The following is a 24,276-nucleotide window of genomic DNA, read 5'->3' as shown; positions in this document are numbered from 1 at the left end:
TCTGATAAAGTAAACCATCTCTGTAAATTTGACTAATGTCCATCTCCTTTTTCCTCAAGCTAGAAACCACACGAAAAAAGTAAAGTTCAGCAATTCAACTCATATTATCTACAAAATTTCGGCAAGGGGGAAAATAGGTGAAGAAAATGATTTTTGCAGCGAGTTTGGTCCTTATAATAACTGCTGTGTATGTCCTGGGCAAACCATATTATCATACAGAATTTGCAAAGGCCGAGGTAAATGAAGAAGTCGTGTCTGAGGCAGCGAATATTGATGCATTGAGCGTCCAAACCTCATCAGCCAATGTGAAAATCGTGCCGGATACGGCTGACACAATTACTGTGAGAGCGACTGGGATGATCGACAAAAAACTAAAAGGTAAATACCGTTTGAAAACGAAAGAAAATGGCAGCGTATTAAATATCAAGTATTTAACAAATGAAAATACTGTTGGGATTAAATTTGGGAGTGAAAAGGATATAAATATTCACGTTACTGTACCTAAAAAGGTCTATCGTGAGTTAGCGGTGTCAACAACTTCGGGAAATATTGAGGTCGAAAACATTTCTGCCCACAATTTTAAATCCAAGACAACTTCTGGTGAGCAGAATATCAGAGAAATAGAAACAGAAGATGCTTTGTCGATTCATACTACTAGTGGAGATGTTAAATTGACCCGCAATTCAGTAAAGTTTTTCTCAATCGATTCGACTAGCGGGAATGTTGAAACTGAAGCACTGAATTGCGAGAACGGTAAGATACACATCACTTCCGGGACAGTAAAAATGAAACAAAGTTCTGAATTTAAGGAGCTCGATATTGGTACGACAAGCGGGGATGTCGAGATGGCCTTCGAAAAGAATCCGGAATCATTAAAAATAGATTTTCAGGGAGACTCCGGTAAACCGTCTATAGAATTGCAGGATGTGATGTATAAGGACAAAGGAAAGAATTTTGCTAAAGGCATCATCGGAAATGGTGCCAATGCCTTAAAAGTTAAAACTACATCAGGGGACTTGGCAATCAGATAGCCGGCAGGTTCCGGGTGTCTGGTAAACCAGCATAAAAGCCAGCGCATCAAGTAAAGCGCCGGCTTTTTGTATTATATTAAATCTTCTTACTGTGATTTTCTGAAGAAAAATATTATGCTAGAAGAGAATGAATAATCAGGAAGTACCATACAGGAGGAAATGTCATGGCAGAGTACCGGTTGGAAAGAGATACGCTGGGGGAGGTCAGGGTACCTTCTGATAAATACTGGGGAGCACAGACACAAAGGAGCAAGGACAATTTTAAAATCGGCGGTGAAAAAATGCCGGTGGAAGTGATTCTGGCTTTCGCACAGATTAAAAAGGCTGCAGCATCAGTGAATTCTAGGCTTGGCAAATTGCCGGAAACGAAAAAAGATGCAATATGCCAGGCATGCGACGAATTAATTGCAGGCCGGTTCGACGACCATTTTCCGCTGGTAGTCTGGCAGACAGGGAGCGGTACACAGTCGAACATGAACGTCAACGAAGTTGTTGCTCGAAGGGCCAATGAAATTTTGAAAGCTGCAGGGGGAACGGAAACTGTTCACCCTAATGATGACGTCAATATGTCGCAAAGTTCGAATGATACATTTCCAACCGCCATGCATCTTGCTGCTGCAAAAGTACTGAACAGCAAACTTCTGCCATCACTTAACAATTTAAAGACAACGCTTACAGAAAAAGAACGAGAGTACCATGATGTTATAAAAATCGGAAGAACTCATCTTCAGGATGCCACTCCGCTGACTCTCGGCCAGGAAGTGAGCGGCTGGAAGGCAATGCTCGAAAAAGATAAAAGCATGATTACCGAAGCGGCAGCGCATCTCAGTGACCTAGCTATCGGCGGTACCGCGGTTGGCACTGGTATCAACGCCGGCAAGGAATTTGGAGTGCTTATGGCCGAGGAACTTTCCACTCTTACTCAAATGGAGTTTTATAGTTCTGCTAATAAATTCCACGCCCTGACTTCTCACGATGAGCTTGTGCATGTCCATGGCGCTTTGAAGGCACTAGCGGCTGACCTGATGAAAATTGCAAATGACGTCCGTTGGCTTGCGAGTGGGCCAAGAAGTGGAATCGGAGAAATAACCATCCCAGAAAATGAGCCTGGAAGTTCCATCATGCCAGGAAAAGTAAACCCGACACAAAGCGAGGCGCTTACCATGATAAGCTGCCAGGTGTTTGGCAATGATGCAACGATCGGCTTTGCAGCAAGCCAGGGGAACTTTGAACTCAATGTGTTTAAACCTGTCATCATCTATAATTTTCTTCAAAGTGTCAATCTGCTTGCAGATGGCATGGAATCTTTTAATAATAATTGTGCGGTTGGGATAAAAGCAAACAGGGTAGTCATCGATAAGAATCTTGAAACATCATTGATGCTTGTAACTGCCTTGAATCCGCATATTGGGTATGAAAAGGCCGCGGAAATTGCAAAGCATGCTTTTCGGGAGAGCCTGACATTGAAAGAAGCGGCTGTAAGGTCAGGACATTTAAGTGGAGAACAGTATGAACAATGGGTAAAACCAGAAAAAATGATTTAATAAAAAGCCCCCTTGATAAAAGGGGGCTTTGCCATTTCTCATTTAGTTAATTAGCGCTGAAATCCGCCGCCAAGCTGCTGTTGAGCCATGCTTACAAGACGCTTTGTGATTTCTCCCCCAACAGATCCGTTTGCGCGGGAAGTAGTTTCTGCTCCAAGGTTAACTCCGAATTCCTGAGCAATTTCATATTTCATTTGATCAAGAGCTGCTTCAACACCAGGAACCAATAATTGATTAGAGTTGTTGCTTCTAGCCATTAGTTTTTCCTCCTTTGTGTTTAACTTGTTGTGGTTTAGGGCCAGCTTGGAATTGAACCAATCTGGCAATGACAATAGCAGCCTGCCTGGCCCGAATCGTAAAGTTCAGGTCCTTAGGGGGGATTCAGCTTTAGCAAGGGATTGCTGCTGTACTAAGTATTATGGTTGTTTTTTCACTGTTTATACTGCCGTAGAATCAGGGAATTAATACCTATGCAACAGATCAGCTACATAACCTCATGATCTTGACAAACAATAGGGTTATGCAGCAAAGAAAGGGTGGATTAAATGGGAATGTGTCCGCTTTGCAACGGTTTTAGAGAGGTACACCCTAACTGTCCTGATTGCGGTTCGGGAATGGAGGATAATGGACGCGAAGCAGAGTATTATGATGATTACAGTCCTTATATGCCAATTGATATGATGAAGCTGGAGGATGGCTATCCGAAGGACATGCAGGATGGAGAATGCCCGCATTTATTTGTTTGCTCTGAGTGCAGGGCAGGCAGGATTATGCTTATAAAAGAATGACGTTTTTGCGAAAGGGCAGATGGCATAGGCTAAGGAAAAAATCCAGCCGCACTCTTAAGAGTGCGGCTGGATTCGTGAGTTTTATTATTGACGGATTCTTAATTCTGTTTCGGCATCGAAGAAATGAGCTTTGTTCATATCGAAAGCAAGCTCAATGTCTTCGCCAGGCTGGATGTCTGTGCGTGAATCGATGCGTGCCACAATATCCTGCCCTTCAATGGAGGAGTATACCATTGTTTCAGCGCCGAGCAGTTCTGCCACATCGACATGCATCTTAACGGAAGTTCCTTTGGAAGCTTCGATGAAAAGCGGCTCGTCGTGCAGATCCTCTGGCCTGATACCGAGGGTGATGTTTTTACCGATATAGCCTTGGCTGCGAAGAACCTTCATTTTTCCTTCGGGCACCGCAATGGAAGTTTCTCCTGTGACGAATTGGCCGTCAACCAGCTTACCGCTTAGGAAGTTCATGGACGGAGAGCCGATGAAGCCGCCGACAAATACATTCTCAGGATTTTCATATACATCTTTTGGCGCGCCAACCTGTTGAATTATACCATCCTTCATGACAACAAGGCGGGTCGCCATTGTCATCGCTTCAGTCTGGTCATGCGTTACATATATAGTTGTAGTGTTCAGGCGGCGGTGAAGCTTGGCGATTTCTGCCCGCATCTGGACACGGAGCTTAGCATCAAGGTTTGATAACGGCTCGTCCATCAGGAAGACCTTTGCATCGCGGACGATGGCACGGCCGAGCGCGACACGCTGCCGCTGACCTCCGGACAATGCTTTTGGTTTCCGGTCAAGGTAGGCTTCCAAGCCAAGAATTTTGGCCGCTTCCTTCACTCGGCGGTCGATTTCATCCTTCGGAAACTTCCGAAGCTTTAGGCCGAATGCCATATTGTCATAGACAGACATATGTGGGTAAAGGGCGTAGTTTTGGAAAACCATGGCGATATCCCGATCTTTTGGAGGAACATCGTTGACGCGTTTTCCATCAATATAAAAATCACCTTTGGATATTTCTTCAAGACCAGCAATCATTCGAAGGGTAGTGGATTTTCCGCAGCCCGAAGGTCCGACGAATACGATGAATTCTTTATCTTCGATGTGAAGGTTAAAATCACTGACAGCTGTTACGTTATTATCATAAATTTTATAAATCTGCTCAAGTTTTAATTCAGCCACGTTCATCTCTCCTTAGTGGATTCGTTTACAATCCTTAGTTTACAGAAGCAGCCTTAAAATCACACCGGCAAAGTGCACAAAGATTCCAGCCTGTTTTCATGCACTTTGCTGTCAATTTGACCTGAAACCATGAAGGCATGCAAGGTAGACAGTGATGCTGCTGTGGAAGTCCTTGAGATTGATCCCTGTCCGCTCAGAGAATTTTTCAAGGCGATACTGGAGGGTGTTCCTGTGGATGTATAGCTGTTTCGCGGCAAGAGAGACATTTGATCCGCACTTAAGGAACACGAGCAGTGTATCCAACAGTTCAGGGTCTTCTTCTAAAACAGGCGCAATATCTGCCTTGATCAGGCTATTCAGATTCTGGGGCAAATGCGCGGCAATAGAAGACGGGATGATTTTCTCCAGCATAAAGACTCGCTCGCCAGGAATTAAGGTGAGTGACTCCGCAAACATCTCCCTTTCCTGCATGAATAATTCTTTTAAGGGAAGATAAGCATGGCGGGTCTTTCCTATATAAAAGAAGGTTTTTATATAAAAATCGCTTTCAAGAGTGCGGGCAATCGAGAATATTTCATCCTCGTCATATAATGGGGCCTTGCCAGTTTCGGCAATGATGCCATTTCGGGGGTCAATCCAGATGATTGTTGAGCCAAGAAAAAACTCTTGCAAGGCTTCACTGAACTCCCCGCTGCCGGTAATGGCCCCGCTTGTTTGGAACTGGATGAAACGTACGCTTTCTGCTGGCTCGACAGGCAGGGGTCCGTCCAGTAAGAGATAGTCACGCCATTCTTTGGCTTTGCCGGAAAGGATAGACATATTTTCAGGCTCGGCCATTTCGAACAAGCCTTTTAAAAGGTCAAGCTGTCCTTGCTGCAGTTCCCTTTTTGGAATTCCAATCCATTCGATTTTTCCATGTTCCCTGAACCAGAAGAAGTCTGTTGGACGAGGATAGGGCAGATCGTTTGAGATCAATGTATTTTGAAAGTAGTTTTGGAGTTGCTTCAGCATGGTCGTACCCTCTTTTATAATTTGATATGTAGTCCGATTTCTTTTATTATTATATCAGTAAAGATTGTCAGGATACGACCCGAGCTGGTTTATCTTTCGGCGGGTATCGGAATGCGATTACAGTATATGATATACATTATTGATTTATCTGACAGAAAGAGGTGTTTTCAGAGTGGATTACACACCGGAAATGAAGAACCGTTTGAAACGGCTGGAAGGACAGGTTAGAGGCGTTATTCGCATGATGGAAGAAGAAAATCATTGTAAGGATGTTGTTACACAGCTGTCTGCGGTACGCTCGGCTGTTGACAGGGCGATGGGATATATCGTGGCAAAAAATTTGGAAACATGTATAAGAGAAGCGACTGAAGAAGGTAGGAATGCAGAGGATGCCATCCAGGAAGCAGTAAATATGATTGTTAAAAGCAGATAGGACGCCCTATACAACAGGGCGTCTTTTTTTTGCTGTCTTACTTATCATATACATGGAACAGCATCAGTTCATGGATCTGTCCTGTTACCTGATCTTCCGCTTTTTCAGGCGGAGCTGCAGTGACCCATTCTATTTTTCCATCCGGATGATAGACTCCTGCATACCTTTCCTTCCTAAAGTAAAATGAAAATCTCCAGCCAGGTAACTCCTTGTTTTCAAACAACGGTTTGTATTGAAAATGTGTCAGCATGCGCCATCCCCTCCTGATTCCATTGTACAGGGGCAGTGGGGTGACTCGCGAATATAAGCTTCAAAAACCTGCCTTTCTAAAAAGTAAATTTGTTAGGAGCGAAACCCTTTTTTGTTCAATATGCTCTTCATCGAAGGACATCGGTTTTGAATTAATTTCATAGATGACATAGTTCCCGCTGGAGGTTAATCCGGCATCGATTGAAAACTCTCCGAAGTAACCTAGATTTTTGGAGATCAAAGCACCTGCTGCCATGACTGCTTTTTCGAAAAAGCGGTCATGCTGCCTGGTTCGAAGCGGTTCATACGGGATAAGAATCCCTCCGTTTGGAATATGGGTAGTCAGGTTTTGCGTTTGCGAAAGTCTGATACCGACACCTGTCACCGTGTAGCCTTCAGGACCATCAAGTGCATGAACCCTGAAATCATAGCGTTTGCCATCAAGGAGATCAGGCGAAATTTCAGATTGGGCAATATAATCCTTTTCAAGGAGGAGACTGCTGTTATTATCCCATAGTTCTTCAAAAGATCGGTATTCCTTCCGGGATTGGTGACCGCTCCATTCCAGCAAGCCGCCATCAATCCGGACAGCGTAGAGTCCTTTACCTTGTGAGGACAAGCATGGTTTTAAGTAAACCGACTTCTGACTAGTAAGAAAATCGTGAAGCTGTTCCATGCTTTCAATCTTGATTGTCTCAGGCATCAGCGGGGCAAGAAAGGAATCTTTCTTAAAAAGCTGGTAAAGCTCATGCTTATGAAGGAAGGAAGGGTTGAAAAAGGGAATTTTCCACTCTTTGAAGACCGCTGCAGCTTTTAAAAACGAAGATGTCTCTTCTGTTTTACGGAAAGGGACGCGGTTATAGACAACGTGTGGGAGCGGAGTGGTTACCTTGGCCCATTTTTCGGGATCAGGGAGGAAGATATAACCAGAAATTTGGTGGGATTCCACCGATTCAGGACAAAAGACTACACAGAGTCCACTTTTTTTGATTGCTTCCTTCTGGAGGGAGATGAACAGGGAGGAGTTCCCGGCAACGCCTTTTTCACCTTTTTGAGCTGTCATGATACCAATAATAGGGCCTGCATTCCTGCTTTTTTCGTTGAGGAGCACTTCGTATGAGATCAGCCGACTTTCATTTAAGGGCCTCACGCACGGAAGCCTGGAAGAAGCAGCTCCAAATGAAAGAGCTCCATGCTCATTGTTCTGATGGAACCAGCGCTCCTGCCAGGGATCATAATATATCTTCATGTAAATAATTCCTCTGGATGTAAAATCGCTTTTTCAGCAAGGTATACACCATAGGCGAGAGACAGCTTTCTTGTGAGGATATCGAATTCCTTCAATTCGGGATGCTTGAATATAGATCTGCCCGGTTTCGAATTTGCTTCAAACAGCCAGACTTTATCCTCCCTGTCGATTCCAAAGTCAAATCCAATTTCCCCGATAAAGCCTGTCATCTGTTCTTCAAGCGAATTGCTTAAGTTGAGTGCAGCAGCCGAAAGCAGCTGTTCATACCTCAACCGGTCTTCCGGAGCTTCGAACAGTTCCGTCAAGGTCTTTACTTCGCCGCCGTTATTGACATGTGTAGTCGCACTGCCAGTGCCCCCGATCTTTGCTGCAATGGCAGCGATCTGCCAACGACCATCACCATCTTTGTTCGTATGAACCCGGAAATCGACGAGCCGGGAGTCAAGCCGGAGCATCCTTATTCCCTGCTGGACAATCATGCTTGAAAGATTCCGTTTTTCAAATATTTTTTCCATCAGACCTTCAAGGCTGTCAAACTTTAATAGCTTGTTATGACCTTCTCGGTCGCGATACCGGCAAAAGTAAAAGCCCTCCCGCTTGCTATAGATGATTTGGTGTACGCCGTTACCAAGGCTCCCATTAATCGGCTTGACATACACATGCCCATAGACAGCAAGCATCCTCTCGATAACAGAAAAAGATGAGAATGGATGGGTTTCTGGCAGGTGGGAAGATACACTCTCATCCTGCTGAAGTCTTTCGAATACATCTAGCTTGCTGAAAAAACCAGGATTATAAAAAGGGACAAGGTAATCCGACTCAAAGCGCTGCTTTACCTCTCGGTTGGCGTGATCAAGCTCCGCTCTTCGGTTGGGGAGCCGGTCATAGATAACATTCGGAAAAGGAACTTCCATTTTGATCCACTCCGAATCTATTACTGTATAGCCTCTGATTATCCCTTTGTCCCAATCAATATGCTCCTTACCGAAAACATAAGTAAAGGCTCCGGCTTCTTTGCTTGAAGAGAGAAGCCTGTAAAAAAATGACGATCTCTCACCGACCGGGCGAGTCGCAAAAGGGGTAAACCCCGATGTAAGTATTCCAATCAAAGGTCCAATAAACAAAGTATGGTCGTCAATGAGGGCGTAAAGATTTGAAGCGTTATCCGGAAAATGAAGCATGTCGCAAATACAGGCAGGAATCATGATCCGATTGCCATCATAGGCCTGGATGTCCACATCAGCCATTTTGTTACCGAAGGCTATCCGGGTCACCTGTTTTTCACGCAGCAGAATTCTCGGACAAAAAACTTTCAGCTTGGCGTTTATATTAACCTCGATTTGATAGCGTTTTTTCATTATAGTTCTCCTTTCCCTGGCTCTGTTCGGCCAGAAGTATGCCGTAGGCAAGCGGAGCCGAGTAAAGAAGGTCTTTGATCTCAGGACTGGTTTCTTCAAGCACTTTTCTGCCTGGCTTTGAATTCACATCGAGGATCCAAAGCGCCGAATCTGCTGCGATCCCGATATCGATTCCAATCTCGAATAAAGGAAGAAAGTGTGATTCAAGGATGGTGGGAAGGGCTGACGTTAATCCTTCCAATTCAGCCGATATAAACTCTCTGGAAACAGGCGGCAATCCCGCTTCCCAGGAACTGTATTCTTCAATGCTTCCTCCCGCTGCCAAATTAGAGAGAATCCTGTTTGCCTGCCCCGCCCTGATACCACGCCCGCGTTCCTTCCAAGATCCATTTTCATCTTTCTGAAGAAAAATCCTGATGTCCATTGGGCGGTTTTGTCTGTCAGTCAGCACAAGGAATTCCTGCATGAGATAGGGCCTGGAAATAATGTGCTTTTCTATCCAATTTTCTGCAGTGTTCCGGTCAGGAAATATGGATTTCAGAAGTCTCTCCCTTGTTTCTGCGCAAACGGTGATCGTTTCACCTTCCTCCTCCAGGCAGACGATGCCAGAGCCAGCATGGCCGAAGACGGGCTTAAGGATAATTTTCTTTTTTGAGGATAAAAAGGACAGAACGGAATAAACAGTATGCGCCTGTTTTGTTTCAGGTACGTATGGCGCCAGGGCTGAAGCTGCCAGGACTTTATAAAGCACCCATTTCCCAGGCAGTCCATGGCCAAGGAAAAGGAGATCTTCCCTGCTTTTCAGCCACTTCATGATTGACATACATCGCCTTGAATGATTGTCATCCCCATAAAGGCAGCGGTCATACAGGATGTTTGGAAGGGGAAACTGTGCCTGTGTCCAACGCTGTTGGTGGTGTTCGTATTTTTCCCCTGTTACCTGGTGGGTGACAGGGTCAATGCCAGAGGGGATAAACCTGAAACATTCCATTCCGTACTTTGCTGCACGTACTGCAATTTCCGTAAAATAATGCATTTCACTGCCCGGGTTAAGGGAAAGGATACCAAAAGCATTCATGTTTATCACCTCGGTTGGTTATGAAATAAGCCCTGGCTGCATTCAATAATGGCTTTTGCCGAAGGCCTGACTTTCGTTGCATGTACTTCAAAATCCTTTGACGGTTTACTATTGACTTCTATAATCCATAAATCTCCCGCAATATCTGCCCCGATATCGACACCGAGTTCTCCAGTGAGACCGGGAGCCTTGGCTGAAACACATTCTGCTGCATGTGTGGCGAGGGCGTTCAGATGCGCTGCGATTTCTTTTGCTTTTTCTATGCCGAATAAAGGGAAGAGTGCTTTCATGGGACGGATTGATTCTCCGCCGCGAGCAAGGTTGGCTACAAAATGGCCTTTTTCCGACAGCCTTGCGACAGTCGAAGTAACACCCCAGGAAAGATTCTTTCCGCGATGGCAGAGTACACGGAAATCAGTGGTCCTCCCATTCAGCGTCAGCAGCGGAATGCCTTGCTGGATGATATAATGCTGTTTCCCCAGGCATAGGGAAATTCTCTCAAAGACTTCCTCCAAACTGGTGAATACCATCTTGCTTTCTCCGGGAAAAGCAGAGAAATCTGCTCTGTAAATGCCATCTTCGTATACTAACTTAATAATCTTTCTTCCCTGGCTTCCATGAATGGGTTTTATAAAGACTGAATTTTTGCAGGGCAGCATTTTTTCAAGATTCGTCCGGCTGAAAAGACAGGTTTCAGGGAGATGTGTAGAAAGCTTTTGCTCTGAGCTCAGGAATTGGTGGACTTCCCATTTGTTTAAAAAACGGTTGTTGAAAACCTGGATATTTGCTTTTTCAGCAAGCTTCATAAATTCGGAGAATCTTTTCCCTGTTTCTGCACGGCGGGAATGGAGCCGGTTATAGACAACGTGTGGAAACGGAAAGAATTTTTTTACCCACATGTCTTCCTCTAGGAAATATCCATGGACCCCTTGGTCGGTTATCCCTTTTAACGTAAAGATATAGAGTAAAAGACCGGATTGCCGTGCATGAATGAACATTTCTCTGCAAAAGGTATGAATGCTACCAAAGTCCGGTCCGGAATCATTGCATTCCTTTGCATGGACAAGGACAGCAATGATAGGGGCAGCATCCTGGCTGCTGCCGAGGGATTCAGGAACCATGTTCATTCCTCATTTTTATAGAATTAATTTAAGCCAGATAGGCTGATACCGTATCCTATGTTTTGGACGGATTCAGGGTGCAATTTGGGCAGGATATTCATCTTCTCGCATTTCTGGGCATAGTCTGATATAGTTTAGTGGAATTCCGAAATGGAAAAGGAGCGGTGAAAATGCCAGTCAATCTTTATGATTCTGCAAATGAAATGGGAAAAGCAATCCGTGAAAGCGGTGAATTTACCGGTTTAAAACGGCTTTTTGATGAAGTAAACAATGATCCTACTGCACGTGAGACATTTGAAAACTTCCGAAACCTGCAAATGCAGCTTCAGCAAAAACAAATGATGGGCCAGGAAATATCCGAACAGGAAGTAGGGCAGGCACAGCAAATGGTCGCGCTTGTTCAGCAGCATCCGAAAATTTCCAAACTGATGCAGGCTGAACAGCATTTAAGCAAAGTAATCGCTGAACTTAATCAGATCATCATGAAACCGCTTGAAGAGCTTTACGGAAATCCCGACCAACAAAAATAAAAGAGCTGGCTCCCGGATATTTCTCCGGGAGTTTTTCTATGGAAAGGAAAAACTTCACGGACACCGTACCACTACCGATCATTTTTTAGCGAGGAAACGGAAGCAGTGCCCGGCAGTGAAAAATCAAAATGTCCCTTTTTCACCCCCTAAGGCTGCAGTAGGCCTGGTTCTAATCTTTATCGAACGGTCATACAAGTTATATAGGGAAGAAACACCAAAGAAAAGGGGGCTGTATCATGATTTATCGTCTTCTTGCCTTAAATGTGGACGGAACCGTTCTCCAGCCGAATGGAAGGCTCCATAGATCCACACGCGAGGCGATTGCATACGTCCAGCAAAAAGGCATTTATGTAACCCTTGTAACAGCACGAAGCTTTCCTTCAGCAAAAAAAGTTGCGAGGGCGCTTAAAATAGATTCGCTGCTTGTTACTCACCAGGGTGCAACGATTTGCGGGGAACATTCCAGCAAACCGCTTACCGCAAAAAGAATGACTGAAGATATCACATACGAGGTTGTTAGGTTTCTCGAGGGTTTTCCTTGCCAAATAAGGATTGTCCACGATCAGTTTTCGCTTGCGAATAAATATAAACTGAACCACAATTTGCTCGCACGGACTGTATTTACGACAGGGGATCCGTTGTTTTACTCACAGCAGTTTGTCGATTCCGTCAGTGAAACCATTGCCAACGATCCGGTTGCTGCCCCAAAGATTGAGGTCTACTTTGAATATGAAGACGATCTTGAGGATGCAACGCAGGCGCTCGGATCAATGTTTTCGGAAATATCGCTGCCGAAACTGAATGAGCTGAGGCTTGATATCTTGCCGGAAGGCGTATCAAAGCTTGATGGCCTGATTACGCTTGGTGAGCATCTGGATGTTCCGCTCAAGGAAATGGTGTCAATCGGAGACGCCATGGATGATATCGAAATGATCAAGGCATGCGGGCTGGGCGTTGCAATGGGGAACGCACCCGCTGAAGTGAAAAAAGCAGCCGATTGGGTAACAAGATCCAATAACCAGCACGGTGTGGCTTATATGATAAAAGAGCATTTCCGCAAGCAGCATCCTATCTCTTTTCTGCAAAAAATGAACATTATAAAAAAATAAAAATTGCCCCCCGCCTATTCGTTTTTTGGCAGGGGGTTTTTGCTGCTGTCATCCCGGCTCACAAACGTTTCCATAATGTTGACCTTGGAAATGACATTCTGTAAACTAAAAGGCAGTATGAAATGAAAAGGTGATACGATTGTATATTTATATAGAAGGTTTAGATGATGAAAGGTTTGAACGTCCGCTCCAGCTGATTTCAAATTTGTTTTTCGAGGAGCCGACCGTTTCTTTCGGAAATAAGAACGGAATTCCAGATGCTGCAGTCCGGATAAAAGTGGAGGCAGCCGAACATGTTTTGGTAAATGCGGTTTTGGAAGCGGATGGAAAAACATTAGAATCCTCCTGCCAAAAAGACATTACACAAGGTCTGAACGCAAAAGAAAACTTCAGAGAGGTCAAGAATGCAGTGTCGCACGCATATTTGACGGTGATGCAGGAGTGGACCGACATTGTCCAGAAGTGGGGAATACTCACTGGCGTCCGCCCGACAAAACTGCTTCATAAAAGCCTGCGTGAAGGGGCTTCAAAGGAAGCCGCCCATAGAAAGCTTGCTGAGGAATACTTAATTACTCCTGAAAAGATCAAACTCATGCAGGAAATTGTCGACCGCCAGCTGCTTGCCATGCCGGACCTGTACGACTTGCGAAACGAGGTCAGCATCTATATAGGGATTCCTTTTTGCCCAACAAAGTGTGCCTATTGTACGTTTCCTGCTTATGCGATCAACGGCCGTCAGGGCTCCGTCAATAGTTTCCTTGGAGGGCTGCACTATGAGCTGAAGGAAATTGGCGGATGGCTAAAAGAGAATGGGGTTAATATTACCACTGTTTATTATGGTGGCGGGACGCCAACTTCCATTACTGCGGAGGAAATGGACATGCTGTATGAGGAAATGTACAGCTCCTTCCCCGATGTAAAGAACATCAGGGAAATCACTGTAGAAGCAGGGCGGCCAGATACAATTACACCTGATAAGCTGGATGTCCTTAATAAATGGAATATTGACCGCATCTCTATCAATCCGCAGTCGTATATCCAGGAAACGCTGAAAGCAATCGGCCGGCACCATACCGTACAAGAAACGATTGATAAGTTCCATCTTTCCCGGGAAGCAGGAATGAACAATATCAATATGGACTTGATCATCGGCCTTCCAGGGGAAGGAAAGCAAGAATTTTCCCATACGCTTGCGGAGACGGAAAAGCTTATGCCAGAGTCTCTGACTGTTCACACGCTTTCATTCAAGCGGGCTTCTGAAATGACGAAGAACAAGGATAAATACAAGGTGGCAGGCCGGGAAGAAATTGAGGAAATGATGGATCTCGCCGAAAAGTGGACGAAACAGCACAGTTATGTTCCGTATTACTTGTACAGACAGAAAAATATCCTTGGAAACCTGGAGAATGTTGGCTATGCAATTCCAGGCCAGGAAAGTCTTTATAATATCCTGATCATGGAGGAGCAGCAGACGATCATCGGACTCGGCTGCGGGGCATCTAGTAAATTTATCCACCCGGATTCAGGACATATTACGCATTTCGCCAATCCGAAAGATCCTAAGTCTTACAATGATAGCTACGAGGAGTATACGAGGAGAAAAATCGATATTCTGAAAGAACTATTCAACAAAGAGAGCTCCCAACTGTAGGGATGTGATGTGAGCTTTTACCCAATAAATTAAAGATTACCACTGCTAAGCTTGTACAGCTTGGTAAAGGGCAGTCTTTTTTTCATTGCTGCGTTCCTGGTGCCTTTTGAGGGGGATTTTCTTAAGATATTCTATTTTTTAAAAAAGTCTGAAAAAAGATGACGTAAGCGCTTTAGTCCCTTTATAATGGAAATAGGAACACTTATTTAGGAGGGGATAGGATTGACGATTGACTTTCAGACGGAGACGGTAAAGGTAGGTATAGATGGAAGGACCGCGACAGTTGTATTGAACAGGCCGGAATCGCTGAACTCTCTTGATCTTGAGATGATCAGGGGGCTTTCATGGAACCTGAAGGAGCTGTGCAGCAATGATGATGTTGACATTGTTGTGCTTAAAGGTGCTGGAAGGGCATTTTCTTCTGGCGGGGACATCAAAACTATGCTGTCAGGATTGGAGGAGGCCGACTTCTTTTCCGTTATGGATTGCATCAGTGAGCTGGTCGTCACACTCTACAGCATGCCCAAAATTACAATCAGTGCAGTGACTGGCGCGGCGGCGGGGCTTGGTTTAAGTCTGGCGCTTGCTATGGATTATATTATTGCCGCTCCTGACAGCAAGCTAGCCATGAATTTCATTGGAATTGGCCTGATTCCGGATGGCGGAGCGCATTTCTTCCTGGAATCGCGTCTCGGAGAAACGAAAGCAAAGCATTTGATATGGGAAGGCAGGACGATGTCGGCAAGTGAAGCGCAGGAACGCGGACTTGTGGACGAAATTGTCGATGGAGACTTCAATGAAGCTGTAGGAAGAAGAGTGGAAGAGTGGCTAAACAAGCCGCTTCAGGCAATGATCAAGACAAAGAAAATTCTCGCGGATAAAAACCGCCCATGTTTGTTGAAAATTCTTGAACTTGAAAAGTTCGGGCAGTATAAAATGAGACAGACTGCTGACCATCAGGAAGGCATCAAGGCTTTTATCGAAAAAAGAAAACCTGTTTTCACAGGGAAGTAAACAAAAAGCAAAGAGATCCCGGTCTCTTTGCTTTTTATTATTTCTATCTTAGCAGGAAGTACTAAGGGCGAAACAGAATCAGTTTACCCCTTGGTGATGTACAGCGATGCGTCTTATCAGCGAGATTTTTTTCTTCCACCAGCCTTTTGCCGATTTCTTTCGCTTCTTCATCATTTCCTGCCTGGAAAGATTCATCAGCAATCTTTTCCCCATCCTGCTTGAATGCAGTCAGCTTATAAGTTTCCATAAGATATTCCCCTTTGTAATAATATTCTTACGATTTACTATTATTCTTGCATAATTGTCGGAAGAGTGCAAAAGAAAAAAACTGCTGGAAAAAGAAACCTGTAAAGGAGATAATCGTATTAAAGATAAGTGAAAGGGAGGAGGAACGGTTATGGTGTTAAAGCTTGAGCATGTCACAAAGAAATTCGGTGATTTCGCCGCAGTCGACAACTTGTCTCTGGAAATTCCCGAAAAAGAAATGTTTGGCTTTCTTGGGGCAAACGGCGCTGGAAAAACAACAACATTCCGGATGATCCTTGGCTTGATGGATCCAACCGCAGGAAATATCACTTGGAACGGGAAGCCAATCAATTATTCTACGAGCCCGCTGATTGGTTATTTACCTGAAGAAAGAGGGCTATATCCAAAGCTAAAGGTCCGTGACCAAATCGTCTATCTTGCACGGCTCCGCGGAATGCAAAAGAAGGCAGTGCTAAAAGAATTGGAGTATTGGCTAGAACGGTTCAAAGTTCCTGAATATGCGGATAAGAAAGTAGAGGAACTGTCGAAAGGGAATCAGCAAAAAATTCAGTTTGTCGCTGCAGTCATACATAAACCAAAACTGATCATTCTTGATGAGCCATTCAGCGGCCTCGACCCCGTCAATGTCGAACAGCTGAAGGAAGCAGTTCTTGAACTGAAGGAAGCTGGAAATACGATTGTCTTTTCAAGCCACAGGATGGAGCATGTTGAGGAAATGTGCGAGCATCTATGCATTATGCAAAAAGGCAGCCCAATCGTCCACGGATCTCTGAAGGATATCAAAAGGTCTTTCGGGAAAAAAAATCTCGTCATTCATGCAGACTTCGATCTCTCTTGGCTGAAAGAGCTTAACGGAGTGACGAGTGCGAAGAAGACACCGGAAGGAATCCAGCTACAGATTACCGGAGAAAGTGTTGCCGAGGAAGTGCTGAAAGAGATTTTCGGAAAAGGGTTTATCCGCAAGTTTGATCTGGAGGAGCCTTCTTTAAATGATATTTTTATAGAAAAGGCAGGTGCTTCCTATGAATAACTTTTTTATCATACTCTTCCACACGTACCTGAGCAAACTTAAGACAAAACAGTTCATCATTACGACAATCATCACGGCTGCACTGATGGTTGGACTTGCGTATCTTCCGAAGCTGATAGAGAGCTTTGACAAGGATAATACGGAAAGAATTGCAGTGATCGATGAAACGGGGCAGCTCTTTGAGCCGTTTAAAAAGCAAATCGCAACAGTCAATACAGATGTGAAGGTTGTCCGCTATACAGGCAACAATGAAGAGGCAGATAAAAAAGTGAAGGACGGTAAATTTGATGGTGTACTAGAACTCAATCTTACCAGCGAAAACCTTCCAGCGGCCTCTTACAGGGCAATGAGCATTGCCAATACAAGCGTCCCTGGCGACATCGAAGCAAGCCTCCAGCAGATGAAGACCATGATGGCATCGCAGCAGCTGAAGCTTACGCAGGAGCAGCTTGGCAAATTGTATGAGCCTGTCAAGCTTGATAAGAAAGCGCTGGAAAAGGATGCAAAAACAGAGGAAGAGTTAAACCAGGCCAGGGGTCTTGTGTATGTGCTCCTGTTTGTCATTTATTTTGCGGTCATCATGTATGCCAATATGATTGCAATGGAAGTAGCAACCGAGAAGTCATCAAGAGTGATGGAAATCCTGATTTCGAGCGTCTCGCCAATCAAGCAGATGTTTGCAAAAATTCTTGGAATCGGGCTTCTGTCGCTTACCCAGCTGGCGGTCATTTTGCTGGCAGGTTATTTCTCCATTAAACAGAATCTTAAAACAATGGAAGGCGGATTTTTCGAGTCTTTCGGATTTGGAAACATACCAGTCGGTACCATTGTCTATGCGGTCATTTTCTTTATCCTAGGCTATTTCCTTTACGCAACGCTTGCTGCATTCCTTGGATCACTTGTAAGCAGGATTGAAGATGTCCAGCAGATGATTACGCCGATGACACTCCTGATTGTGGCAGGGTTCATGATGGCGATGTTTGGGCTTGGCCAGCCTGAATCAACGTTTATCAAAGTGACTTCCTTTATTCCATTTTTCGCACCAATGCTGATGTTCCTCAGGGTGGGCATGCTCAATCTTCCCCTTTGGGAGGCGGCGCTGTCGATCGGAATCATGCTGGCCACGATTATTGCACTTGCCATTTTTGGGGCACGCGTCTATCGCGGAGGAGTCCTGATGTATGGAAAATCCAATTCCTACAAGGATATTAAAAAGGCCCTGCAGATGACCAAACAATAAAGGCAAAAGAAAACAGCAGCCCGGGAACTTTTGGGCTGCTGTTTTAACTTAACGAGATGAATAGTATTTTTACAAAAATCAGGAATCAGTTGAAGCAGATTTCTTTTCACTTTTAGGGAAGAAGGTATAAGACAGAGACACCACTGCATCGATCACGAGTATGATGGTCCATATCCGGCTAAAGTTATTTGCATCGGAATGTTCAAAGGGGAACACAGCTTCTTTTTCAGAAAACCATGCATTTAATAATTGTTCTGAACTCTCAATTTGACTGGCGAAATCCGAAGGTCCAATTAAAAGAAAGAGAATGATATGAACGAGGATGAAAATTAAAAAGTGAATGGAAAAACTTTTTCTTTCTCTTCGGGCATGCGCCTTGCCGTAGAGAGTAGCAGGCCCAGTTAATTCAGGGACGGGTTCTCCTTTCCACTTAGCAACTTTCCTCTGAATAAACACATCCAGCCGTTTAAAGTCCGTTTTTCCATAGGTCAGGGCATAGACAAGAAAAATTAAGATAATCACTTGATATCTCGTGAATTCACCCGTGTTCAAATAATCCATAAATCCCATCGCCGCAATCCACATGTCATTGACGATAAAAAGCAGAAAAAACACCAGACTGAGTTTTTTTAGACGAAACCAATAGCGCAAGGTTAAAAAAGTAAGAACGGAAATCCAGAAGACCGCCTCGGCGACAATCAAAAAAATCCATTTATGTTCTAAAATAAAATCCATAGCATTTCCTCCTAACCTGGGATATATCGATTCACGGCATTTCTAATCATTACCAATTGTATCAAAAGATCAGAATATTTTTGATACTGTTTTACAATAAATTTTAACTAATAAATGATTTTACGAAACGAAAAGATTGACATCCTTACTAAAACATCATAAAATTATCTCGAATTAAATATATTTCAATTCAAAATATATTTTACCAACAACACAGAAGAGGGAAAGGTTGAGAAAAATGACAAAAGTTCTTTATATCACAGCAAATCCAATGGGGGAGGAGCAATCCTTCGGCATGGCTGCAGGAAATGCATTCATTAAGACTTACAAGGAGCTTAACCCAGGGGATGAAATTATCACGATCGATTTGTTCAAGGAAAACATTCCGGCCATCGATGGAGACGTGTTAGGGGGCTGGGGCCAATTGGCTTCAGGAACAAGCTTTGGGGAACTGACAGGTGCTGAACAGGAAAAAGTGGCGCGTCTTGGGGCGTTGAGTGACCAGTTTGTTGAAGCAGACAAATATGTGTTTGTCACACCAATGTGGAACTTTTCGTTCCCGCCAGTAATGAAAGCATACTTGGATTCTGTCGCTGTTGCCGGAAAGAGCTTCAAATATACAGAACAGGGCCCAGTAGGACTGCTGACAGACAAGAAAGCACTGCACATCCAGGCTCGTGGAGGCTTCTATTCCGAAGGACCGGCTGCAGGAATGGAATTGGGGCATCGTTACCTTGATGTCTTGATGAATTTCTTCGGCGTACCTTCATTCGAAGGACTCTTTATCGAAGGTCATGCTGCACTTCCTGAAAAAGCTGCCGAAATCAAGGAAGACGGAATCAAACGCGCTATGGAACTTGCACGTAAATTTTAATTTTGAAAGAGATCGCCTATCTCCGGCTTTGTAGCTGGGAGAGGGGCGATTTTTTTTCGGCTTTGGAGATATCAGTGATTCTGTGAAATTTTATTAAAATGGCCTTTGGGCGATATTTAGTTTGCGCTGGTCGATACTTGGCCGTGGTTGGTCGATAAGTGTGGGAGCGTAGTTGATATCTTCGGTAAGTTGAACGATATCTTGAGATCATCATAATTTTCGCGGCAGCAAGTCTCATGAAATGATGATATTACAGCATTTGTACTGATCTGGTCGCAAAATTTGCAGCATCGTCTCAGGTTTCGTATAGCAAAATGATTACAGAAGATGATCCAACACCTTTGCTAATATCTCCGAAAAAAATCCCTATACCGTCACATACCCCGCTTATCTTCCTCGAAAATATATAGAACGTGCATTCGTATTTTCTGGATGGTACAATAGATAAAAAGCTCGCGAAAGGGTAGGGAACATGAAAGAAATCAGCTTTATACATAGCGCGGATTTGCATCTCGACAGCCCGATGACGGGATTGAAGGCGCTGCCCGAAACGATTTTTAAAAGGCTGCGGCAGAGCACGTTTAAGGCACTCGCCAATATTGTCGACAAAGCGATTGAACACCAAGTGGACTTTGTTATCCTGGCGGGTGATATATTTGATGGCGAAGATCGCAGCTTAAAAGCGCAATCAGGATTCCGCAAAGAAATGGAGAGACTTGGCGAAGAAGGAATCCCGGCATATGTGATCCATGGCAATCACGACCACTTAGGAGGAAATTGGCCAAGGATTGAACTTCCTTCGAATGTTCATATTTTTTCGGACAAGCTTGGCGTGGAACACTTTTCAAAGAAAGATGGAACTTCTGTAAATCTTTATGGTTTCAGCTATCCTGAAAGGCATGTCCAGGAAAGATGGATCAATCAGTACGAAAAAGAAGACGGAGCAGATTTTCACATTGGGATATTGCACGGACACTCCGAAGGCGATACGGAACATGGAAGATATGCGCCTTTCACATTGCCGGAGCTCGTTTCAAAAAGATTCGACTACTGGGCACTAGGCCATATTCATAAGAGAAGAGTCCTTTCAGAGGATCCGCCGGTTATTTATCCCGGCAACCCACAGGGGCGGAACCGGAAAGAGAGCGGCCCAAAAGGCTGTTATCTTGTCAAAATGTATGAGGGCGGAACAGAGTGCAGGTTCATTGAAACGAATGACATTGTGTGGCAGGAACGCCATGTAGACGGCTCGGCCCTTGACAGTGCTGGAACCCTTTACCGCCTGTGTAGATCTGAAATCGAGCAAGTCCGCGAATCTGGAAAAGGCACCCTCCTTTTGCTCCGTATCGATCATGTTGATCCCACTGTTAAAGAATTGACTGAAGCTATCGATAGCGGTGAAATGCTTGAGATCCTCCAAGAAGACGAAAGTGAAGAAGAGTCTTTCGTATGGATAGCCGGCCTTACCTTCAGCCGTGATTTCCGCTACGACAGGGAAGCGCTAAAAGCCCACAGTGAGTTTTACGGTGAACTTTTTTCGGTGATTGATCAATACGACCGTCATGAGGATTCACTGGCTCCTTTATATAGCCATTCTATTGCCCGGAGGCATACGGAAGAGCAGTCGGAGGAAACCCGCAGGGAGGTTTTGGAAGAAGCAGAGAGAATGCTTGTGGAGCTGTTTGAAAGCGATTAAGAAAGCGAGGGACAGATTTGAAGCTGATTGAGATACATATATACGGATACGGAAAGCTGGAAAATATCAAGCTTTTAGGACTGCAGGGCATCCAGGTGTTCTATGGGGAAAATGAAGCTGGGAAATCAACGATTATGTCCTTTATCCACAGCATTCTGTTTGGCTTCCCGACAAAGCAGCAGAACGATCTTCGATACGAGCCGAAAAAGCATTCAAAGTATGGCGGCATGCTGAAAGCTGAATTCCCCGGTAAACGCCTCGCTGTGATTGAAAGGGTGAAGGGGAAAGCGACAGGCGATGTCACCGTTACACTTGAAGACGGAACAGCAGGCGGAGAGGAGCTACTGTCACAGCTGCTCGAAGGAATGGATAAAAGCACCTATCAGTCTATTTTTTCATTTGGGTTCCAGGGATTGCAAAACGTGAACAGTATCAAGGGAGAAGATCTTGGCCGCTATCTGTTTTCGGCAGGAGCGCTTGGGACAGACAAGCTGATGCAGGTAGAAAATCATCTTTTAAAGGAAATGGAACAACGGTTTAAGCCAGGAGGAAAAAAACCTGTGCTGAATGAAATGCTAAAAGAGCTGAAGACGCTCCATGAATCCCTAAAAAAGGCAGAGAATGAGAGTAAGGAATACATCCTTCTTACAGAGGAAAGGTCCAGCCTGGAAAAAAGACTTACCGATATCCATGAAAAACAAGAAGCAGCATGCAGTAAACTGGCGAGGCTAAATGAAATGAAACGCCTGCAGGCTGTCATACTGGAAGGCGACCGAATTCGCCGGAACCTAATGGATGAAGGGAATATTACTTTTCCCGAGAATGGCATAAACAGGCTTGAGAGAATACTGGATTTGGAAAGACCCCTTGCCACGAGGCGGGAGTGGCTTGCTGAAAAGGTGAAAAAGCTGGAGGCAGAGGCTGAAGCATCGAAGCCGGACATGAGCATGCTTGAGCGGGAGGCCGAAATAACGGCAAGGCTGGAAACATTCACGGTATACGAACAAGAGAAGGTTAAACAAAGAGAAATCGATTCAAGGCTTGAAGAAATAGCCGCAGAAATCGACCAGGCAAACGATCACTTTAATAAAAATTTTACAGAGGAAACAATCAGTTTTGCAAATACCAGCCTATTCGTCAAAGAGAGAGCGGAAGAAATCCAGCTTTCCCGGGCAAATCTGCTCCAGAGAAAAGTAACTCTTGATGAGAGCTTTCAGGAAGAAAGTGTTGCTGTCCAAGGACTTGAAGCGGAAGTGGCTTCACTGGAGCAAGAAGTGCTTGGGAAAGAAGAAAGGGAAGAGCTTTATAAACAGCTGAAAGCGCTGGAAAGCAGGGATAGGCTGGAAGAAGAGCTAAGGCAAATCACCTTGATGGCGGACAGCGACAGATCAAGAAAAGCGATGAACAAGAAGAGAGCAGCGCAAGGGAGAAAACGGGAGAGTGTTCAAAGCCTGGTTCTCGGCTTTCTCTTCCTTTGCATGCTTGCTGCCGGAGCCGTGAGCAGCCAATGGCTGCTCGCAGTAGGAGGACTGGGAGGCCTTTTGCTTGTATTGTTTATGTTATTTAGGCCAGCCTCAGTATTTGATGCGGGTGAGACAGGGAAAGAGCTGGAACTAAATGAGCGGGAAAGGGAACTGAAAAAACTCTTAAACGAAGCATCCAGACAAGATTCTCTGCTGTTAAGGGAAAAGGTGGCGGAGGATGAAAAGCTGCGGAGCCGCCTTCAGGATTTGAAAGCAAGGCTAGATCAGCAAAATCACCGTTTTGACCGGGTCATCCAAGCCTTCGAAAAATGGGAAAGTGAAATTCGGGAGCTCAACAAGCTGCAGGATGGGCTCGCCAGGGAATTGCAATTGGAGACATATCCGGAAAACGGGCGGATTTATGATACTTTCCTGCTTGTTGAGCGGCAAAAACAACTTTTCAGGGAATATAAAAGGCTTAAGGAAAGATGGAAGGCTGTCCGTGCATCACAGGAGGAGCTGGAGAATGCATTTAAGGAACTGTCATCCTCCTTCCTAAAAGGTGAAGGGGTCACTCTCTACGATACAGCTTCCATGCTGAAGAAAAAGCTGCGAAGTGAAATTGAGCGGGCGGCTGGATACAAGGAAGCTATGACGAAACTTTCCGAGCTTCGGGAAGAAGACGAACGCCTAAAAAAAGAACATGATATGCTATCAGAGGAAAAGGCCCAGCTTTTACAGCAGGCGGGAACTGAGGAAGAGGAATCCTTCAGGCTTGCCGGGAAAATGGCAGGACTGCAGGCAGAACAAAGCAGCCGCTTGCAGGAGATCACTTTTCAGCTGGAGGTTGCAGGCATCTCAGAACAGGAAAAAGACCAGGTGCTCACTGGTCTTAATCCCGATGAGGCCATCGCGGACGTTGAAAGCCTTGCGAATTGCTTAAAGGCAGAGCATCAGAAGCTTCATGACCGGCTGGCGGAGGTCCGCCATAAAATCGGCATGCTTGAAGCAGGGGGACTATACAGCGAGCTTTTGCACCAATACCGCCAGCTGAAATCAGAATTCCAGGAAAAAGCAAAGGAATGGTCTAAATTTTCCATTGCAAAGGATTTGCTTCTGAAAACTGTTGAAAGGTACAAATCATCAAGGATGCCTAGAATGTTGGAAAATGCCGAAGAGTATCTCCGTTTCCTCACTGGCGGGGAGTATATGAGGATTACACCGAATGCCTTAGGGAGCGGCTTTTGGATTGAAAACAAGGAACATACCAGGTTTGAAGCAAACGAACTGAGCCAGGCAACAGCGGAACAGGTTTATGTGTCACTCAGGCTTGCGTTGGCTTCCACACTTTACGGGCGATACCCATTCCCGATTATCATCGATGACAGCTTCGTCAATTTTGACAGGACTAGAGCGAAAAGGATGATTCAGCTTATCAAGACGCTTCCCGAGAATCAGGTATTGTTCTTCACTTGCCACAGCCACTTGCTCGAAGAGTTTGAAGACAGCGAGATAATCAGGCTTGGAGGGCGGAAGCACGATCAGTCAGGCGAGCGTATAAGGGGAAGGGTCGGCGTTACCGGAATATGATATACTTCTTGATAGGAAGGAGCGGAGCTA

Annotated in this window: 23 protein-coding genes; 13 read left to right on the top strand and 10 right to left on the bottom strand. The window is 44.8% G+C overall.

Annotation, left to right across the window (positions count from 1 at the left end; genetic code table 11):
* The first annotated feature begins 146 nt into the window (after window positions 1–146).
* Together D1970_RS12240 and fumC are read left to right on the top strand one after the other, a co-directional pair.
* Window positions 147–1,031, top strand: a complete 885-nt coding sequence (locus tag D1970_RS12240; protein ID WP_246370142.1) for a DUF4097 family beta strand repeat-containing protein — start codon at window positions 147–149, stop codon at window positions 1,029–1,031.
* Window positions 1,032–1,195: 164 nt separating this feature from the next.
* On the top strand, window positions 1,196–2,575 hold the full coding sequence (gene fumC, locus D1970_RS12235; protein WP_119113154.1) for a class II fumarate hydratase: 1,380 nt from the start codon (window positions 1,196–1,198) through the stop codon (window positions 2,573–2,575).
* Window positions 2,576–2,625: 50 nt separating this feature from the next.
* On the opposite strand, the gene D1970_RS12230 is transcribed toward fumC, so the two are convergent.
* Window positions 2,626–2,832: an alpha/beta-type small acid-soluble spore protein gene (locus D1970_RS12230; RefSeq protein WP_119113153.1), complete on the bottom strand. Its 207-nt coding sequence runs from the start codon at window positions 2,830–2,832 to the stop codon at window positions 2,626–2,628.
* A 288-nt stretch (window positions 2,833–3,120) separates the two neighbouring features.
* On the opposite strand from D1970_RS12230, the gene D1970_RS12225 reads away from it, so the two are divergent.
* Window positions 3,121–3,363 carry a hypothetical protein gene (locus tag D1970_RS12225; RefSeq protein WP_119113152.1) on the top strand — a complete coding sequence of 81 codons (243 nt, stop codon included), beginning with the start codon at window positions 3,121–3,123 and terminating at the stop codon, window positions 3,361–3,363.
* An 84-nt stretch (window positions 3,364–3,447) separates the two neighbouring features.
* Here D1970_RS12225 and msmX read toward each other — a convergent pair whose 3' ends face one another.
* Both msmX and D1970_RS12215 read right to left on the bottom strand, forming a co-directional pair.
* A complete protein-coding gene (gene msmX / locus D1970_RS12220) occupies window positions 3,448–4,548 on the bottom strand; it encodes an oligosaccharide ABC transporter ATP-binding protein MsmX (RefSeq protein WP_119113151.1) in 1,101 nt (366 codons plus the stop codon).
* Window positions 4,549–4,659: 111 nt separating this feature from the next.
* On the bottom strand, window positions 4,660–5,559 hold the full coding sequence (locus tag D1970_RS12215) for a PucR family transcriptional regulator (RefSeq protein WP_119113150.1): 900 nt from the start codon (window positions 5,557–5,559) through the stop codon (window positions 4,660–4,662).
* 172 nt (window positions 5,560–5,731) lie between these two features.
* On the opposite strand from D1970_RS12215, the gene D1970_RS12210 reads away from it, so the two are divergent.
* A complete protein-coding gene (locus D1970_RS12210) occupies window positions 5,732–5,992 on the top strand; it encodes a metal-sensitive transcriptional regulator (RefSeq protein ID WP_119113149.1) in 261 nt (86 codons plus the stop codon).
* Between the two features lie 37 nt (window positions 5,993–6,029).
* On the opposite strand, the gene D1970_RS12205 is transcribed toward D1970_RS12210, so the two are convergent.
* Genes D1970_RS12205 through D1970_RS12185 form a run of 5 tightly spaced genes read right to left on the bottom strand, consistent with a single transcriptional unit; the run spans window position 6,030 to window position 11,047 of the window.
* Window positions 6,030–6,242 (bottom strand): YheE family protein, encoded by a 213-nt coding sequence (locus D1970_RS12205; RefSeq protein WP_119113148.1) that lies wholly within the window; start codon window positions 6,240–6,242, stop codon window positions 6,030–6,032.
* Between the two features lie 60 nt (window positions 6,243–6,302).
* Window positions 6,303–7,490, bottom strand: a complete 1,188-nt coding sequence (locus tag D1970_RS12200; RefSeq protein ID WP_119113147.1) for a YheC/YheD family endospore coat-associated protein — start codon at window positions 7,488–7,490, stop codon at window positions 6,303–6,305.
* Window positions 7,487–8,848: a YheC/YheD family endospore coat-associated protein gene (locus tag D1970_RS12195; RefSeq protein WP_119113146.1), complete on the bottom strand. Its 1,362-nt coding sequence runs from the start codon at window positions 8,846–8,848 to the stop codon at window positions 7,487–7,489. Before D1970_RS12195 ends, D1970_RS12200 begins: the two co-directional genes overlap by 4 nt.
* Entirely contained in the window at window positions 8,820–9,926 is a 1,107-nt protein-coding gene (locus tag D1970_RS12190) for a YheC/YheD family endospore coat-associated protein (RefSeq protein ID WP_119113145.1), read from the bottom strand. Before D1970_RS12190 ends, D1970_RS12195 begins: the two co-directional genes overlap by 29 nt.
* A 5-nt stretch (window positions 9,927–9,931) precedes the next feature.
* Window positions 9,932–11,047: a YheC/YheD family endospore coat-associated protein gene (locus D1970_RS12185; RefSeq protein WP_181213298.1), complete on the bottom strand. Its 1,116-nt coding sequence runs from the start codon at window positions 11,045–11,047 to the stop codon at window positions 9,932–9,934.
* A 170-nt stretch (window positions 11,048–11,217) separates the two neighbouring features.
* Between D1970_RS12185 and D1970_RS12180 the strand changes: the two genes are divergently transcribed.
* From D1970_RS12180 to D1970_RS12165, 4 genes are all read left to right on the top strand, one after another.
* Window positions 11,218–11,577, top strand: a complete 360-nt coding sequence (locus tag D1970_RS12180) for a YlbF/YmcA family competence regulator (RefSeq protein ID WP_119113143.1) — start codon at window positions 11,218–11,220, stop codon at window positions 11,575–11,577.
* Between the two features lie 236 nt (window positions 11,578–11,813).
* The gene (locus tag D1970_RS12175; RefSeq protein ID WP_119113142.1) at window positions 11,814–12,686 is read left to right on the top strand and encodes a Cof-type HAD-IIB family hydrolase; all 873 of its coding nucleotides are present in this window, start codon (window positions 11,814–11,816) and stop codon (window positions 12,684–12,686) included.
* A 139-nt stretch (window positions 12,687–12,825) separates the two neighbouring features.
* Entirely contained in the window at window positions 12,826–14,337 is a 1,512-nt protein-coding gene (locus D1970_RS12170; protein WP_119113141.1) for a coproporphyrinogen III oxidase, read from the top strand.
* 222 nt (window positions 14,338–14,559) lie between these two features.
* Window positions 14,560–15,351 carry an enoyl-CoA hydratase gene (locus D1970_RS12165; RefSeq protein WP_119113140.1) on the top strand — a complete coding sequence of 264 codons (792 nt, stop codon included), beginning with the start codon at window positions 14,560–14,562 and terminating at the stop codon, window positions 15,349–15,351.
* Window positions 15,352–15,412: 61 nt separating this feature from the next.
* On the opposite strand, the gene D1970_RS12160 is transcribed toward D1970_RS12165, so the two are convergent.
* A complete protein-coding gene (locus D1970_RS12160; RefSeq protein ID WP_119113139.1) occupies window positions 15,413–15,598 on the bottom strand; it encodes a YhzD family protein in 186 nt (61 codons plus the stop codon).
* Window positions 15,599–15,748: 150 nt separating this feature from the next.
* On the opposite strand from D1970_RS12160, the gene D1970_RS12155 reads away from it, so the two are divergent.
* Together D1970_RS12155 and D1970_RS12150 are read left to right on the top strand one after the other, a co-directional pair.
* Window positions 15,749–16,648 carry an ABC transporter ATP-binding protein gene (locus tag D1970_RS12155; RefSeq protein ID WP_119113138.1) on the top strand — a complete coding sequence of 300 codons (900 nt, stop codon included), beginning with the start codon at window positions 15,749–15,751 and terminating at the stop codon, window positions 16,646–16,648.
* Window positions 16,641–17,888: an ABC transporter permease gene (locus D1970_RS12150; protein WP_119113137.1), complete on the top strand. Its 1,248-nt coding sequence runs from the start codon at window positions 16,641–16,643 to the stop codon at window positions 17,886–17,888. Before D1970_RS12155 ends, D1970_RS12150 begins: the two co-directional genes overlap by 8 nt.
* Window positions 17,889–17,966: 78 nt before the next feature.
* On the opposite strand, the gene D1970_RS12145 is transcribed toward D1970_RS12150, so the two are convergent.
* Window positions 17,967–18,623, bottom strand: a complete 657-nt coding sequence (locus D1970_RS12145; RefSeq protein WP_119113136.1) for a hypothetical protein — start codon at window positions 18,621–18,623, stop codon at window positions 17,967–17,969.
* 238 nt (window positions 18,624–18,861) lie between these two features.
* Between D1970_RS12145 and D1970_RS12140 the strand changes: the two genes are divergently transcribed.
* The 3 genes from D1970_RS12140 to D1970_RS12130 all read left to right on the top strand — a co-directional run bounded on the left by D1970_RS12140 (window position 18,862) and on the right by D1970_RS12130 (window position 24,246).
* The gene (locus D1970_RS12140) at window positions 18,862–19,497 is read left to right on the top strand and encodes an FMN-dependent NADH-azoreductase (RefSeq protein WP_119113215.1); all 636 of its coding nucleotides are present in this window, start codon (window positions 18,862–18,864) and stop codon (window positions 19,495–19,497) included.
* A 472-nt stretch (window positions 19,498–19,969) separates the two neighbouring features.
* Window positions 19,970–21,193, top strand: coding sequence for a metallophosphoesterase family protein (locus D1970_RS12135; RefSeq protein WP_119113135.1), 1,224 nt, complete (start codon window positions 19,970–19,972; stop codon window positions 21,191–21,193).
* A 17-nt stretch (window positions 21,194–21,210) separates the two neighbouring features.
* The gene (locus D1970_RS12130) at window positions 21,211–24,246 is read left to right on the top strand and encodes an AAA family ATPase (RefSeq protein ID WP_119113134.1); all 3,036 of its coding nucleotides are present in this window, start codon (window positions 21,211–21,213) and stop codon (window positions 24,244–24,246) included.
* The last annotated feature ends 30 nt before the right edge of the window (window positions 24,247–24,276 follow it).

The sequence above is a fragment of the Mesobacillus zeae genome, assembly GCF_003570705.1.
In the GTDB taxonomy this organism is placed as follows: domain Bacteria; phylum Bacillota; class Bacilli; order Bacillales; family Cytobacillaceae; genus Mesobacillus_C; species Mesobacillus_C zeae.
Note: the sequence above shows the minus strand (reverse complement) of the source record. Positions and strands in the feature narration are given on the sequence as shown.

Bases quoted from the DNA above. Each gene is read 5' to 3' on its own strand.
- D1970_RS12240 (WP_246370142.1), top strand. From the start codon at position 147: ATGATTTTTGCAGCGAGTTTGGTCCTTATAATAACTGCTGTGTATGTC.
- fumC (WP_119113154.1), top strand. From the start codon at position 1,196: ATGGCAGAGTACCGGTTGGAAAGAGATACGCTGGGGGAGGTCAGGGTA.
- D1970_RS12230 (WP_119113153.1), bottom strand. From the start codon at position 2,832: ATGGCTAGAAGCAACAACTCTAATCAATTATTGGTTCCTGGTGTTGAA.
- D1970_RS12225 (WP_119113152.1), top strand. From the start codon at position 3,121: ATGGGAATGTGTCCGCTTTGCAACGGTTTTAGAGAGGTACACCCTAAC.
- D1970_RS12215 (WP_119113150.1), bottom strand. From the start codon at position 5,559: ATGCTGAAGCAACTCCAAAACTACTTTCAAAATACATTGATCTCAAAC.
- D1970_RS12205 (WP_119113148.1), bottom strand. From the start codon at position 6,242: ATGCTGACACATTTTCAATACAAACCGTTGTTTGAAAACAAGGAGTTA.
- D1970_RS12200 (WP_119113147.1), bottom strand. From the start codon at position 7,490: ATGAAGATATATTATGATCCCTGGCAGGAGCGCTGGTTCCATCAGAAC.
- D1970_RS12195 (WP_119113146.1), bottom strand. From the start codon at position 8,848: ATGAAAAAACGCTATCAAATCGAGGTTAATATAAACGCCAAGCTGAAA.
- D1970_RS12190 (WP_119113145.1), bottom strand. From the start codon at position 9,926: ATGAATGCTTTTGGTATCCTTTCCCTTAACCCGGGCAGTGAAATGCAT.
- D1970_RS12185 (WP_181213298.1), bottom strand. From the start codon at position 11,047: ATGGTTCCTGAATCCCTCGGCAGCAGCCAGGATGCTGCCCCTATCATT.
- D1970_RS12180 (WP_119113143.1), top strand. From the start codon at position 11,218: ATGCCAGTCAATCTTTATGATTCTGCAAATGAAATGGGAAAAGCAATC.
- D1970_RS12175 (WP_119113142.1), top strand. From the start codon at position 11,814: ATGATTTATCGTCTTCTTGCCTTAAATGTGGACGGAACCGTTCTCCAG.
- D1970_RS12160 (WP_119113139.1), bottom strand. From the start codon at position 15,598: ATGGAAACTTATAAGCTGACTGCATTCAAGCAGGATGGGGAAAAGATT.
- D1970_RS12155 (WP_119113138.1), top strand. From the start codon at position 15,749: ATGGTGTTAAAGCTTGAGCATGTCACAAAGAAATTCGGTGATTTCGCC.
- D1970_RS12150 (WP_119113137.1), top strand. From the start codon at position 16,641: ATGAATAACTTTTTTATCATACTCTTCCACACGTACCTGAGCAAACTT.
- D1970_RS12145 (WP_119113136.1), bottom strand. From the start codon at position 18,623: ATGGATTTTATTTTAGAACATAAATGGATTTTTTTGATTGTCGCCGAG.
- D1970_RS12140 (WP_119113215.1), top strand. From the start codon at position 18,862: ATGACAAAAGTTCTTTATATCACAGCAAATCCAATGGGGGAGGAGCAA.
- D1970_RS12135 (WP_119113135.1), top strand. From the start codon at position 19,970: ATGAAAGAAATCAGCTTTATACATAGCGCGGATTTGCATCTCGACAGC.